This window comes from Calidithermus roseus, assembly GCF_003574095.1.
GTDB lineage: Bacteria > Deinococcota > Deinococci > Deinococcales > Thermaceae > Calidithermus > Calidithermus roseus.
This window is the reverse complement of sequence record NZ_QWLA01000014.1, coordinates 1-14444: the sequence shown is the minus strand read 5'-3', so window position 1 is coordinate 14444 and position 14444 is coordinate 1. Positions and strand designations below refer to the sequence as shown.

General features: G+C 65.6%; 10 protein-coding genes, 1 pseudogene and 2 riboswitches. Of the genes and pseudogenes, 7 read left to right on the top strand and 4 right to left on the bottom strand.

Features of this window, described 5'->3' with window-relative positions; all coding sequences use genetic code 11:
* Positions 1 to 31: 31 nt before the first annotated feature.
* On the bottom strand, positions 32 to 814 hold the full coding sequence (gene trpA / locus Mrose_RS05225) for a tryptophan synthase subunit alpha (RefSeq protein WP_119276371.1): 783 nt from the start codon (positions 812 to 814) through the stop codon (positions 32 to 34).
* Complete coding sequence (trpB, locus tag Mrose_RS05220; protein WP_119276370.1) at positions 814 to 2064, bottom strand: tryptophan synthase subunit beta; 1251 nt, start codon at positions 2062 to 2064, stop codon at positions 814 to 816. The genes trpA and trpB overlap by 1 nt, the downstream gene beginning before the upstream one ends.
* Positions 2065 to 2372: 308 nt before the next feature.
* On the opposite strand from trpB, the gene Mrose_RS05215 reads away from it, so the two are divergent.
* The 7 genes from Mrose_RS05215 (at position 2373) to Mrose_RS05185 (ending at position 12247) form a co-directional block, all read left to right on the top strand.
* On the top strand, positions 2373 to 3617 hold the full coding sequence (locus tag Mrose_RS05215) for an aminopeptidase (RefSeq protein WP_119276369.1): 1245 nt from the start codon (positions 2373 to 2375) through the stop codon (positions 3615 to 3617).
* A gap of 130 nt (positions 3618 to 3747) precedes the next feature.
* Positions 3748 to 4014: a winged helix-turn-helix domain-containing protein gene (locus tag Mrose_RS05210; RefSeq protein WP_119276368.1), complete on the top strand. Its 267-nt coding sequence runs from the start codon at positions 3748 to 3750 to the stop codon at positions 4012 to 4014.
* Positions 4015 to 4162: 148 nt separating this feature from the next.
* On the top strand, positions 4163 to 7282 hold the full coding sequence (locus Mrose_RS05205) for an AAA family ATPase (protein ID WP_182482685.1): 3120 nt from the start codon (positions 4163 to 4165) through the stop codon (positions 7280 to 7282).
* A gap of 131 nt (positions 7283 to 7413) precedes the next feature.
* Positions 7414 to 7650, top strand: a complete 237-nt coding sequence (locus tag Mrose_RS05200) for a double zinc ribbon domain-containing protein (protein ID WP_119276366.1) — start codon at positions 7414 to 7416, stop codon at positions 7648 to 7650.
* Positions 7647 to 9908 carry a C39 family peptidase gene (locus tag Mrose_RS05195; protein ID WP_119276365.1) on the top strand — a complete coding sequence of 754 codons (2262 nt, stop codon included), beginning with the start codon at positions 7647 to 7649 and terminating at the stop codon, positions 9906 to 9908. The genes Mrose_RS05200 and Mrose_RS05195 overlap by 4 nt, the downstream gene beginning before the upstream one ends.
* Before the next feature lie 14 nt (positions 9909 to 9922).
* On the top strand, positions 9923 to 11320 hold the full coding sequence (locus tag Mrose_RS05190) for an immunoglobulin domain-containing protein (RefSeq protein WP_119276364.1): 1398 nt from the start codon (positions 9923 to 9925) through the stop codon (positions 11318 to 11320).
* Between the two features lie 138 nt (positions 11321 to 11458).
* Positions 11459 to 12247 (top strand): alpha/beta hydrolase, encoded by a 789-nt coding sequence (locus tag Mrose_RS05185; RefSeq protein WP_245969569.1) that lies wholly within the window; start codon positions 11459 to 11461, stop codon positions 12245 to 12247.
* Between the two features lie 13 nt (positions 12248 to 12260).
* Here the strand turns inward: Mrose_RS05185 and Mrose_RS05180 are convergent, their stop codons facing one another.
* Positions 12261 to 13937, bottom strand: coding sequence for a S8 family peptidase (locus Mrose_RS05180; protein WP_220452285.1), 1677 nt, complete (start codon positions 13935 to 13937; stop codon positions 12261 to 12263).
* A riboswitch (cyclic di-GMP riboswitch) is annotated at positions 13917 to 14002 on the bottom strand. Its footprint overlaps the gene before it by 21 nt.
* A gap of 76 nt (positions 14003 to 14078) precedes the next feature.
* Positions 14079 to 14162, bottom strand: a riboswitch (cyclic di-GMP riboswitch).
* A 70-nt stretch (positions 14163 to 14232) separates the two neighbouring features.
* Positions 14233 to 14444, bottom strand: a pseudogene (locus Mrose_RS18780) (IS630-like element ISAva6 family transposase); the annotation flags it as partial.

The window sequence follows — 14444 nt, the reverse complement described above, 5'->3', positions numbered from 1 at the left end:
GGCTTGGATTGTACTGGTTGGGGGCCGATGGCTAAGCACTCACCTGCCTGAAGAGCCCCAGCCGCACCTCCTCCAGCACGGGCTCTATGGGTCTTCCCTCCTCGTGGGCGCGAATGAGGGCGCTGGCGATTACCGCTCCGTCAGCGGCCCTCGCGGCCTGGGCAGCGGTGGAGCGGCTCGAGATGCCAAAGCCGATGGCCACCGGCACGCCGGTGTGCTGCTTGATGCGCTGGACCAATTCCGGGAGGCCCTCCGGCAGGCGGTCGCGGGCTCCGGTGACGCCGGTGACGGAGACGGTGTAAACGAAGCCGGTGCAGAAGGGGGCGACGACCCCTATGCGGGCGTCGGTGGAGGTAGGGGCCAGGAGGAAGGTGGTCTCGAGGCCCGCCGCGTGGGCTTTAGCGACCAGTGCGGGGTCTTCGTCCGGGGGAAGGTCGGGCAGGATCAGCCCGGTGGCCCCGGCGTTGCGGAAGGCTTCGAAAAAGCGCTCAGGTCCCGTGGCGATCACGGGGTTGATGTAGGTCATCACGAATAGCGGCTTGTCGGTGAGGGCGCGCACCTGACGTACGAACTCGAGCACGTCCTTCAGGCGGGTGCCCTGGCGCAGGGCTCGTTCAGAGGCCCGCTGGATCACCGGGCCGTCGCCCAGGGGGTCGGAGTAGGGCAGGCCGATCTCGAGCACGTCGGCAAAGGGTAACACCCGCCGTACGAGCTCGAGGGCCCCTGCGGCGTCGGGATACCCGGCCATCACGTAGGGAATCAGCGCAGCCCGGCCCTCAGCGGCGGCGCGTTCGAAGGCTTCGCGGGTGGTCATCAGGCTACCTCCTGGGGCACTTGCCCCTCGAGCCTGGACCCTCGACGCTCCTCCAGAATGCGCATCACCTCCACCACGTCCTTGTCTCCCCGGCCCGAGAGGTTGATGACGATGAGTTGCTCGGGATCCATCTCGGGAGCGAGCTTGGCGGCATAGGCGATGGCGTGGGCGCTCTCGAGGGCGGGCAGGATGCCTTCCAGGCGCGAGAGTAGCTTGAAGCCCTCCAGGGCCTCGTCGTCGGTGATGCCCACGTATTCGGCGATGCCTTGCTCGGCGTAGTAGGAATGCTCGGGGCCCACACCGGGGTAGTCCAGGCCAGCAGATACCGAGTGAGCAGGCTGGATCTGGCCGTCTTCGTCGTAAAGCAGGTACATCATCGCCCCGTGCAGCACGCCCTTGCGGCCCGCGCCGATGGAGAGGGCGTGCATCCCCGAGGTCAGCCCGTGCCCAGCGGCCTCGACGCCGATGAGGCGGGGACGGTCTTCCTGGTAGGCGAAGGGCGCGAAGACCCCGATGGCGTTGGAGCCTCCCCCCACGCAGGCGATCACCGCGTCGGGGGTCGCGCGGCCCTCTTTGGCCAGTAATTGCTGTTTGATCTCCTCGCCCACGATGCTCTGAAAATCGCGAGCCATGGCCGGGTAAGGGTGCGGCCCCACCACCGAGCCGATGATGTAGAAGCTCTCCCGCACGTGGGTCACCCAGTCGCGAATGGCCTCGTTGGTGGCGTCCTTGAGGGTCTTGGTGCCGCTCTCCACCGCCCGCACCTCGGCCCCCAGCAGCCGCATACGGAAGACATTGAGCGCCTGGCGGCGCACATCCTCGGCACCCTGATAGACCACGCACTCCAGGCCCATCAAGGCAGCCACCGTCGCCACCGAAACGCCGTGTTGCCCGGCTCCCGTCTCGGCGATGACCCTCTTCTTGCCCATGCGCTTAGCTATCAGGGCCTGGCCCAGGGTGTTGTTGATCTTATGGGCTCCGGTGTGGTTGAGGTCCTCGCGCTTGAGGTAGATCCGGGCTCCACCGAGGTGGCGGGTCAGGTTTTCGGCGAAGTACAAAGGCGTAGGACGGCCCACGTACTCGCGCAGGTAGTACTCGTACTCCTCGAGGAAGTCGGGGTCGTGCTTGAAGTGAAGGTAGGCGGCGGTGAGTTCCTCGAGCGCCGGGATCAGGGTCTCAGGCACGTAGCGCCCGCCAAAGTCGCCATAGCGGCCTCGAGGGTCGGGCAGGGGGTAGCTGGGGAGCTGCATGGGCACCTCGTTAAAGGTCGATGCTGATAGCTGATAGCCGATAGCTAAAAGCCCAACGCCGACGACCAGACGCCATCGGTTCGGGGTTATCGCTTTGGGTACTTTACGTTTCGCGTCTGGCGTCTTGCGTACGACCCAGGAGTACGACCCGCGCCCGGCGTTCAGCGTTGGGCGTGGGGGCAAAGCCTCCACTTCTGGTGGTGCCACTTGTAGCTGCGGGGGGTGCGGGGTCTTATGCCCTTCATGCTCGCCTTCAGGGTAGCGGCCATCACAGGGCATCGTCAAGCTTCGGGTAGAGTGTTGGGGCGATGAGCAGTAACGATTTCGCCAGCAAACTCGATCGTCTAGCCCAGATCGCGGTGAGGGTGGGCCTCAACCTCCAGCCGGGACAAGAACTGGTCATGACCGCCCCCGTCGAAGCCCTCGAGCTCACCCGCAAGATCACCGAGCAGGCCTACAAAGCCGGGGCCTCTTTGGTCACCACCCTCTTCAACGATGACGCGGCCACCCTGGCCCGTTTCCAGTACGCCCCCGAAAGCAGCTTTGACAAGGCCCCCGCCTGGCTTTACCAGGCCATGGCCGAGGCCTACCGCAGCGGTGCGGCCCGGCTGGCCATCAGCGGGCAGAATCCCGGACTGCTCAGGGGGCAAAACCCCGAGCACGTAGCCCGCGCGAGCAAGGCCCAGGCCATCGCCTACCAGCCGGCGCTCGAGCTCATCACCCGCTTCCACGTCAACTGGACCATTGTCTCCTATGCCACCCCCTCCTGGGCCAGGACGGTCTTCCCCGACGATCCCGAGGACGTGGCCGTCTCCAAGCTATGGGAGGCCATCTTCCGGGCCTCGAGGGTAGACGGGGACGACCCAGTGGCGGCCTGGGAAGCCCATAACCGACGGCTCAAGGAGCGGGTGGACTTCCTCAATGCCAGGCGCTACCAGGCCCTGCACTTCAGGGGGCCCGGCACCGACTTGCGGGTGGGCCTGGCCGAGGGGCACCTGTGGGTCGGCGGCAGAAGCCCGGCCAAGAACGGCGTGGCCTGCAACCCCAACATCCCCACCGAGGAGGTCTTCACCACGCCCCACAAAGACCGCATCGAAGGTTACGTCAGCTCGAGCAAGCCGCTTTCCCACCAGGGCAGCCTCATCGACGGCATCCGGGTGCGCTTCGAAGGAGGCCGCATCGTCGAGGCCAGCGCCCGCCAGGGCGAGGAGATCCTGCGCAAGCTGCTCGAGAGCGACGAGGGCGCGCGGAGCCTGGGCGAGGTCGCGCTGGTGCCTCACTCTTCCCCTATTGCCCAGATGGGCGTCCTCTTCTACAACACCCTCTTCGACGAAAACGCGGCCAGTCACATCGCCTTAGGGCAGGCCTACAGCGAGTGCATGGTAGACGGCGACCGGCTCAGCCCAGAAGAGCTGGCCGCGCGGGGGGCGAACTCGAGCCTCATCCACGTTGACTGGATGATCGGCTCAAACGAGATGGACGTCGACGGCCTCACCCACAGCGGTACCCTCGAGCCGCTGATGCGCTCGGGCGAGTGGGCGTTTAGCGTTTAGCGTCTCGCGTTTGGCTGTACGCCTGGTTATCGCCATTAGCTATAGACACACAATTTAAACTCGCTCAGTAGAAGTCTGGTTATTTGCCGCAGGGATTTACTCTTTGGCTTGCTAGGCTCGAGTTCGAGCTATGACCCTGGTTCAGGCCATCGAAATTGTGCTGCGGGAAGCGGAGGGTCCGCTTTACCACCGGGAAATTACCCGGCGCATCGTGGAGAAAGGGCTCTGGAAAGAGACCGATAGCCTGCCCGACAACGTCTTGCAAAAACTCACCGCCAGCGTGCGCTGGGCGTACTCTCCTTTCGAGCGCGTCGCACCGGGGTACTACGCCCTGCGGGCGAGGGATTTCGACTTCGGCACGAACGAGCCTCCGGTTCCGGAATCGGTAGCCGACTGAGCGCGGCGCAGACGAGGTGCGCGCTTAATCTTTGCCTGGAACGCCCTTTCACGAGCCCCCAGCCGGTCCGTAAGCCTCTGATCGACTACAATAGCCCTATTAGCTTATGGCTAAGGGCTCGAGTCCAGGCCCCTCAGCGCTATCGAGGGTGAGAGAGCGCCTCAAGCCGGTGCTCTCCCGGCGAGCAGGGCTGGCTTTGGGAGTGTGGGGGGAGCCGGGCATCGGCAAAACCTATACCGTGCGCGAGCTACTGTGGGAAACGTCCTGCCGCAGCTTCAGCCTGCACGCTACCACTCCCCTGCCTGCCCTGGTGCACGAGCTTGGGGAGTCACCCCGCTCCACCCCGTTCCCACTCTGGGCCCAGGCGCTGCTGGAGCGCCTGGAGCGCGGCGAGCATCTTGAAAACGAGAAGGCGGCCTCGGCCCTGAGCGCCCTCCTGGCGGCGCGGGCTCCCGTAGTCCTGCACCTGGAGGATCTGCACGAGGCCCCGGCGCAGCGGCTCGAGCTGGTGCAGACGATGGCCCGCATGGTCTCGCGCAGCAGGGGAACAGCCCTGCTGGTGACGAGCCGGGTCTTACCACCGGAGCCCTTCCGGGCTTTGCGGATAGAGCCCCTCTCCTTCGAGCATTCGAAAAGCCTGCTCGAGGCCGAATTGGAGTCGAGCCTTCCCAGTGAAGCTGTTTTATGGATCTACGAGCAGGCCCAGGGAAATCCGCTTTTCACCCTGGAATACCTCCGCCATCTGGCCCGCCAGGGATTCTTGTGGAACGACGGCAGCCGATGGCACTGGCGCACACCTCTCAAGGGTGAAACGCCGGTGACGGTAGAGGCCCTCATCGAGCAAGCCTTGAAGGAAGCAGCCAGGGGCGGCCTGGAGGCCGTCATCGCGGCCAAGGCCGTATTGCCTTTGGGGGTCGAGGAAGCTTTCTGGGCCCAGGTCGCGGAGGTTTCGCCGGAAAGCTTAGAACATGAGAAACGCCGCCTCGAGGGGTCTGGGGTGCTGCGAAACGGGGAGTTTGTCCATCCGCTCTACCGCGAAGTAACCCTGCAAAGCCTCGAGCCCGGCCAATCCCAGCACCTGGCCCGTAGAGCCTTGAAGACGCTGGAGCGGGCTTTGCCGGAGGCGGAGGCGCTGGTAAGGCTTGTCGAGGCCGCAGGGCTATCACCCCAGGAGTCACAGGAGTGGCTCGAGCGTGCAGCCGCCCGAAGCGAAGCCGGTGGGGAGGCGGTGAAGGCGGCTCGATTGCGCGCCGCGGCAGTGGCGTATGCTGCCGATAAAGCGCTCCCCTCGCTGGAAGCGGCCAGGGCCCTACGCTCATTCGATCCCGGCGAAGCCATCCGCCTGGCCGAACAAGCCGTAGCTGCCAATCCCGGCCAGACCGAGGCCGTACACCTCCTGGCCGAGTTGCTCACGATCCGGGGCCGGATGGCCGAGGTGGACGCGGTGCTGACTTACCTACCCCCGGACGAGCGCCAGGGGCCGGGCTGGGCCTCACGACTTCTGATCCTGCGGGCTTTAGTGGGGGACTTCACGGGCGCACTCGAGGTCTGGCGGGACAATCCATCCTTGCACTCCATCCCCGACCCCGAGGTGCTCTACCAAGCTTCCTTCGCCCACTCCGCCACCGGAGACCCAAAGACGGGCCTGGAGATCGCCACGAGAGCGCTCGAGTTGCCGGGGCTCACGCTGGAACAAAGGGCCAAGCTCTTCAGCACCCGCGCCGGGGCCTGCTACTACATGGGCGACTATTCTCAGGCCGACGCCTATTTTGCCCAAGCCCTTGGGCTGGCGCGGGAAAGCGGCCTTCCCAAGCCCATCGCCCACATTTCCTTCAACCGCGCTTACACCCTGGGCCTGCTGACACGCTATGCCGAAATGCAGGCAAGCCTCGAGGAGGCCATCCGGGCTTACAGCGAACTCGGGGAGCTCAAACGCTACGCCCACGCCAAGGTGCTGGTAGCCCAGCTGTACATGGGTTTTGCCGAATACCCGCGGGCTGAGGAGGCCTTGCTGGAAAGCCGCGACCTCCTCTTGCAAATGGATCCCTCCGAGTCGCTGGTAGACTGCGAGAAAACCCTCAGCCGGCTGTACTGGCTCTGGCGGCCTCCCTACGGCAAGGTGCTCGCACTCAAGCACGCCTACGCCAGCCTGGAAGCCGCCCGGAAGCTGCGCAGCCCCCGCAACCTGATCAACGGCCTTATACCTGCCGCCCATGCCGAGACCTGGCAGGGCCGACCTGAGCGAGGGCTCGAGCTGGCCCAGGAAGCCCTCACCCTCGCCGAGCAGTTGGGTCAACCCTGGTTCAGGCTCTCGGCCAATCTAGCCCTGGCCGACGCTCTCGAAGGCTTAGGCCAACCTGATGAGGCTCTCGAGGTCTACCGCCAGGCCGAAGCTGCCGCCCTCAACCTGAAGCTGATGGTCGAGGCCGATACCATCGGGCTCGAAGTGGACCGGCTGACCGGCAACTCCCGGCGCGCTGCCGAGCGGATTGCGCGGCTAGGAGCGCTCGGGCTCAAACAACCCATAGAATTCGCCCAGCGGTATTTTCCTGAGCTGTTCAAGGCAGAAACCGCGCCCAGCCCAACGCCCGATACCTCCTCCAACCCGGAGAAGCGGATCGAAGGGCATCCTCCGGGCGCTCTACAGCTGCGGGTCCTGGGCCCGCTGCACTTTGCCGGAGCGCCCGTGCGGGGCCGCAAGCGCCGGGAGCTGCTGGCCCTGTTGCTCGAGGCCCGCCTAGCCGGACGGAGCGAGGTGGGCCGCCTGGAACTTCTGGATGCCCTCTATCCCGGTGAAGACGAGGGGAAAGCCGCTTCCTCCCTCAAGGAGCTCATCCACAGCGTACGCTCCACCTTGGGTACGCTCTCCATCACCACCACCCCCACCGGCTATGCGCTGGGTGAGGCGGTGAGTTCGGACGTGGAGGAGTTTCTGCGTACTGGGGACAGCGGGCTGTGGCGGGGGGCTTATCTCGAGGGCCTCTCCCCCCTCTCTTCCTTCAACGAAGGCGTGCGCGAGACGGTGCACCTGACCCTGCGCCTCGGGATCGAAGCACTGCTCGAGACCGACCCCAAAGAAGCCGTGCGGCTGGGGCGCATCCTGCTCGAAGCTGAGCCCTATGACACGGGGGCGCTGCGGCTGACGCTCGAGGCCCTGCGCCGAGCACAGAACCACAAGGGCCTAAACCGGCTTTACGAAGAAGCCAGGGAACGGATGCAGGAGGTGGGCGAGAGCTTGCCTCCGTCCTGGCAGAGCTTCCTGGGCTGAAGCGCTTGGCTGTGGGGGGAGTCGGAATGTACCGGCTCCCTCACTTTGCAAGCCACCGGCAAAACCCGACCGACTTCTGACCGCCGTCTGACCAAGGCTGGAGCACCCTGTAGGCCGAAGGGGGTAAAGGTGTGGAAGACGAAGCAGGGGTTTTTTACCGCATCTGCCCGCGCTGTGCCAGAGCCGTCCCGGTGCGTTCCGCCGAACACTACTGCACCAACGACGGCGTGCGCATGCTCGAGGCCTGCCCCAGTTGCGGAGCCCGGATCACCTCGCCCTATGCCCGCTTCTGCGGCAGGTGTGGGCGGGAATTTCTCTGGGGGCACAGGATTTTGGAGATAAAAGCAGGCAAAGGAGGATTGGAATGAAGTATTGGTTTGTTGGTGTATTGCTGTTGGCTGCTTTGCTTGGCGCCTGCACCCAGGACAACACCGGGGGCGGGTCGAACTCGGTCATCATCAAGGCCGCCGAAGGGGGGGTAGTCGAAGCGGGTGGGGCCAGGATCACCATCCCGCCGGGGGTGCTGAGCCAGGATGCCAGGGTCACCCTGGACGTGAAGGCCAAGCCCGCCGAACCCCAGGACAACCCGATGCGCCCTGCCGGGCCACTGGTGGGCCTGGACCTGGGCGGGGCCAGCCTCAAAGCCGCGGCCACCCTCGAGTTGCCCACCGACGCGGACACCCCCGAGGGGAACCCGGTGGTGCTGGAAACCCTCGCCAAGCCCGAATCCGGTGAACCCCGGCTGTGGGTACACGCGGCCACGCCCGTAGGGGCCCAAGCCTCCGGCCTGTCGAGCAAGCTCGCCTACGGTGTGATGCGGGCCGGTATGTACACCGCCTACGTGGTGCCCGCTCCCAAGCCCAGCGAGGGCGGAACCCAGTCCCTGCAGGTGCCCTTCTACTACCAGGCCGGTCTACCCTGGTGCACCCCCACCTCGCTCTCCATGGCGCTCAACTTCCACAAACCCCAGCCCGCGCTGGTCTCCAACCCCAAGACCCCCGGAGGCTTCGCCAGCAACTACGGCCTGGCCAGCCTGATCAAGCAGCCGCCGAACAGCGGCTCCGGAGTCGGATCGATCCTTCAGGCCGCAGGCATCCCCGAAAGCACCTACAGCTTCATGCGCTGGGACGCCGAGCTCATCCCCAGCGAGGGCTCGAGCGGGAACTTCACCGCCTTCCAGGCCTACGCGGCCCTGGCCACCCTCCTGGGGCGCAAGCCGGTCTGGACCAGCTCGGACCGCCAGTGGCACGCCTTCGTGATCACGGGGGTGACCAAGGATGGCGTCTACATCGCCGATTCCAACGCCCGCCCCAACACGGACTGGAACGGCACCCACCCCTCCATGAGCTGGAAAGCCTTCCGCGAGGCCAACTGCACGCTCAAAGACCCCAACGACCCCACCAAAGGCTGCGCCGACTCCGGCGACGCGGCGAAACCCGACCTCTACACCCTGATCTTCTACAACGACCCCAAGCCCGAAAGCGAGCGGCGTGGCTCGATCGAGCTATCCCACGGCGAGACCATCTACTTCGGGGGTGTGGGCTATCCCTTTCCGGCTTCGCTCATATTCCGTAACCTCTCCAACCGGGTGATCTCGCGCTGGAAGTGGGACGGAGGCTACCCCAACGGCCACTACTTCAATGACGAAGCCACCACCCTCCCCACCTTCCCCTACGGCAACAACCTGGTGCAAGACAGTGAGTTCCGCTACCTGATCTACCGCAGTAGCCGCATGGAAGCGAGCTTCAACGTGGTCAACGTGACCGATGTGGGGCTGGGCTTCGAGGTCGAGGCCAGGCTGTACGTGGGCAGGAGCATGAAGGCTCAGAAGTTTGCCAACGTCAACGTGGACGCTTACAATCTCGAGCCCGTGGACTTGGAATTTGGCAACCTGGCGGGCGTGGTCGGGGCGGTGGGCGGGCCCACCCCGGCGCGGCTGGAGCTCAACCTGCGCCAGGGCGGCGTGCTGCAGGACGTCAAGCACATCGCCTTCAAGCTCGCCCCCGACCCCACCGACTTGCCCAAGGTGCGCATCCTGGTGCCCAGCAGCCCTACCACCCTGCTCAAGGGTGAGCCCTTCACCTTCCGGGGCGAGGGCTTCGACGCGCACACCCTGCCCGATGGCCGGGCCCGCCTGGCCTGGTTCGAGGGTGGGAGCCACCTGGGCGACGGTGGGGCGTACACCCTGACCCCCAACGCCGCCGGCTCGCGCACCCTGACCCTGGTGGCCACCGGCGAGTACGGCCTGCAGGCCGCCACCTCGGTGAGCGTCAGCGTGATCGATCCCACCCGCACCCCCGGCGAAATCGTGATCGTGGAGCCGAAGAACGGGGCCAAGTACTGGAGCCCGGACATCAACCAGCCCCTCGTGGACGTGCCCCTGGTGGGCTATGCCACCTACTCCAACGGCGCGGCGGTGCCTGGCGAGCGGCTGGTGTGGAGCGCCCAGGCCCAAGGCGGCGGCGAGGTGGAGGTGGGTAGGGGTTCGAGCCTGAGCGTGAAGCTGGTCGGAGGCCGCAACTACGAACTGCCTTACACCATCCGCCTCACCGTCCTCGACGACAGCGGTCAGGCCATCGGCAGCAAGACCGTGAGCATCACCGTCGGCTACACCTACGTTGGCTAGGCAGGAGGTGAGCCATGACCCGTATCTGGATCTTTCTCCTAGGACTGCTGGCGGCCTGCAACACGGGCACTCCGGCCAACCCTCCCCTAATCAATAGCTTCGCCGCCACCCCCTCGAGCCTGCCCAGCGGCGGGGGAAGCGTGAGGCTCGAGTGGGACGTCAGCGGTGCGAGCAGCCTGAGCATCAGCGGGGTGGGCAACGTCAGCCCCAGCGACAAAGGCAGCAAGACCTTGAACGTGACCGCCAGCCAGACCTTCACCCTCACCGCGAGCAACAGTGCCGGAAGCGTGAGCAAAGATGCCTCGGTGACGGTGGCCCCCACGCCCTCCATCAACATCAACCCCACCTCGAGGGCCTTCGTGGCCGGCGACCCCGGCGGCAGCTTCGACGCCATCGTGAGTGGCTCGACGGCTACGGTGAACTGGACGCTCGAGGGTCCTGGAAGCCTGAGCTCGAGCAGCGGCCCGAGCGTCATCTACACCCCACCCACCAGCGTGACCACCATGACTACTGCCACCCTCACCGCCGTGCTCGAGGGCACTGGCCTGAGCGCCAGCGCCACCATCAGCATCGTGCCCGCCGTGCTCACCGGAGGGGTGCTGTTCTACAAGGGCGACGGCTCAGGAGCGCTGGGAAGCCTGGATAGCGGCGGGGCGTACACCCCACTCAAAAGCTACGTCGCCGGAGAGTTGCCCGCCAGAGTCACCCACTTCGGCAAGCCCTACGAGCTGTACGAGCTGTTCTACAGCGCAGCCGACGGCTCGGGAGCCCTGGGCAGCTTCGACGGGGCGGGGAGCTTCCGCAAGCTGCGCGGCTACGCCCCAGGAGAGCTCCCGGCGGGACAGAACCAGATGGTGAGCCTCAGCGACCGACTGGTCTTCTACAAAGCCACCACCGGGACCACCCTCTGCGGCAGCTACGGCAACGACTACGACTTCAGCAACCCCGTGACCCAGATCGGCTACTCGACCGACTGGGATCTCATCCTGCGGGTAAACGACGCCAACGGAGTGTTCTTCTACAAACAGCCCAGCGGGATTGGAGGCTACGGGACCTACGACTCGAGCTGCAAGTGGACTTACGTTTACTCCAACTACAGCTTCAGCACAAACTGGAGCCACATCCTCCGCACGCCCGGCGGGGTGCTCTTCTACCGTAAGAGCGACGGGATCGGCGCGCTGGGCACTTTCGCCGCTGGCGGGAGCTTCACCCAGACCGGCACCTACATCTCGGGGCAACTGGCGAAGGGTTGGGAGCAGGTGGTGAACACGTCGGCGGGGGTGCTCTTCTACAAGAGCGACGGATCGGGCGAACTCGGCACCTTCAGCGGCAACACCTACACCAAGGTCAAGGCATATGCCGCCGGGGAACTGCCCGCCGGGGCGGCACTAGTGGCGCCGGTAGGCAAGTGATGTGAGGGACGGAGAGCACTTGGTCGTACGTCCTACGTCGAAGGCGAACTTCCAAAGGGCGGGTCTCGAGCCCGCCTTTCTTACGCTTGCGGTACAATCATCGCCAGTGCCGAAGTGAAGCAGAATCTGGGCGAGAGCATGAAAAGCACGAGCGTCAAACCCCGAACCCTGGTAGCCAACCACCGCTTCTGGCTGATCTTCTTTGGCCTGATGTTCTTCTTCGCCGCCAGCGTAGTGTTTTACATCTGGCGGGCCCTCAAGCCAATTCCCCCAACCCCCCAGGCCCTCAGCGCCCTTAGCAGCGACACTGCGGTGTCGGTCGAGGCCAAGGACTGGGGCTACCTGATGAGGCCCACGGGCGACAGTGCCCAACTCGGCCTGGCTTTCTACCCCGGCGCGCGGGTGGACTACCGTGCCTACGCCCCGGTGCTGCGGCAAATAGCGGCGGCGGGCTACCCCGTGGCCCTGATGTGGGTGCCCTTCAACCTGGCCATCACCGACCAGGACCGGGCCAAGGTGGTGCTCGAGGGCTACCCCCAGCTCAGGTGGGTGCTGGCCGGGCACTCCATGGGCGGGGTGGCCGCGTCTAATTTCGCGTTTTCAGACGACTCGGCGGTCAGGCAATCGGTGGTCGGGCTGATTTTCTGGGCCTCCTACCCGCAACACGACCTCTCCGGGTTCACCCTGCCCACCCTGGCCCTCTTCGGCAGCAAGGACGGGCTGATCCCGGCGGAAAAACGCGCCCTCGAGGTCTCCCGCATGCCCAAGGGCACCCGTGTAGAGGTGCTCGAGGGGCTCAACCACGCCGCTTTCGGGGCTTATGGAGCCCAAGCAGGGGACCAGCCCGCCGACCTGCCCCAGGCCGAGGGATGGGAGCGGATCGCGCGGGCGAGTATCGAGTTTTTGCAGCAAGTCGATGGCCGATAGCCAGGCTGCGACGTCAGTTACACGCGGCGTTGGCAGGGTCTACCACCTTGGACACGTCGATGAGGCCATGACCTAGCTCGAGCGAGGGCGTGGAGAACTGGGCTGCGCTGCGCAAGCACTCCTGCACCGCTTGCAACACCTGACTCCCGGTTCCTTCGGGATAGAAAGTGCCGTACTGACGCTGGTTCTGGTAGAGGTGCAGCGCCACCGTAGCGCTGACGAAGGCCGCTGACATCGAAGTACCGTAGGCGTTGCCCACTGTGTCGGTTCCCTGGCTGCCATAGCTGGGGACGGCGGTACCGGGGGCCACGAAGTCGAGTTCCGGGCCATAGTTGGAGCCAAAACCACTGCCCCACACCGCCCGCCGACCCTGATCATCGGTCGCGCCCACGGCGATGACGTAGGGTGAGGAAGCCGGATAGCCCACGCTGGCGCTGTCGCCGTTGCCGCTGGAAGCCACCACCACCAACCCCTGGGCCGTGACTCGAGCCAGCACGCTCTCGAGGTAGGGATCATAGGCCTGCCCGGAGAGCGAGAGGTTGACCACCTGGGCCGGAGTCGGGTTGGTGAAGGTCTGGCCGCCGATCTGGGTCTGCCCAGCGGCGTACTCGAGGGCCTGGGCGATCTGGAGCGTACCGGTGCGGCCCTGGGCGTCAAAGATCTTGATGGGCAACACCTGGACCAGGTTATAGCTCACCCCAGCCAGCATGGAGCCGTCATTGGTCGTAGCGGCGATGACGCTGGCCACGGCGGTGCCGTGGGAGTTGCCGTCGTGGGGGTCTACCGCACCCTGGCGAGGCTGGGGTGCTTCGAGGCTCGAGCCCACCACGTCCAGCCAGCTTGCCTGCGGCGTGAGGTTGGGCGCGAGGTCGGCGCGTCGGGTGAAGAAGCCGGTGTCGGCCACGGCGACCACCGGGCGCGAGCACCCGGCGCTGAGGCTCTTCCAGGCCTGCTCGAGGCGCATCTGGGCGAAGAGGTCGCCCTGGGAAGGGTACTGGCGGTTGGCCGGAGGCACGGCAGCCTCGGCGGCCTCGTAGAGGTACTCAGGCTGGGCATAGTCGGCCAGACCCTGCTCGAGGAGGCTGCGGGCTCGAGCCATTTCCTGACCCTGCGGCACCTGCACCAGGCCCCAACCACCCCGCAGGCTCAGTGCGCCCAGCTTTTGCAGGCGGCTCTCGCTACGGCTGAACACCAGCAGGCGGCCCGTGGCATAGGGCCGGTCGAAGCGGCCCAGGCCGGTTGGTTTGAGCGGCTCCACGGCGGCAAGGGCAGCGGCGTGGGCGGCAGGCTGGCTCGAGCTCGGGCAGCTCACGGAAGCCTGGGGCTCGACCGTGATGGTTTGGGTCTTGCTCACGCCGCCGAACTCGAGGGTGAAGCGGTAGGTTTTGGCGGTAGTGGTAGGGTTGCCCCGCACCCTCACCGAGAAGGAACGATCACGGGTGGTGAGGGGAAATCCGGGCAGTTGGGGGTCGCTCGAGATCGTGACCTCCGCGACGCCCTCGGCTTGCCAGAAGAAGGAAAGCTCTCCCCCGCTCATCGGAAGCTGGGCGGGTACGACGGTGAAGTTGGCCTGCGCGACAGGCTGGCCGCAGCCTGCCAGCATAAGCAGGATCGAGAAAGCAGCTGTAAAGGTGAAGGGGGAAAGCCGGGGTCCGTCAGAAACGCTTTCTTCGCGCTCGGCCGGTTGCACCACTGGCTCCCCGGTTCCCTTGGTGCCCACGTTGGGAAACACGGTTCAACGCCTCCGAACGCCCTAAACAACGCCTAGGGCCAGGCTGGGAGCCTGACCGGCGAGAAACGCCCACGGCGTGGCAAAGCGCGTACGAGGTGGTTGTCTCTCGGCCGGTTGCGCCACTGGCTCGGCCTGTCCCAGGCGCCCAGATGCAGGACAGGCTTCTTCGCCTCCGAGAGGAGGTAACCCTCCAGTGACTGTTATAGCACATGAACCACTGGGGGCAATGGTAATACCAACCTTAGATAGATAGTCATCCATTGGGGATCCACCTGAACCCCGCCACCCCCCGGATGACCTCGGGGTGCTCCTGGAGATAGACACAGCGCTCTACCAGGCGCTCTTGCAAAGCCTCCAAGCTGGGGAAGCTCTCATTGGCCACCGCTTCCCGCAGCAGAGGCACCACCGGCTCCGCCGGGGAGAGCTCCGGGGTGTAGGGCGGTAGGTGCAGCAGCAGCAGACCGG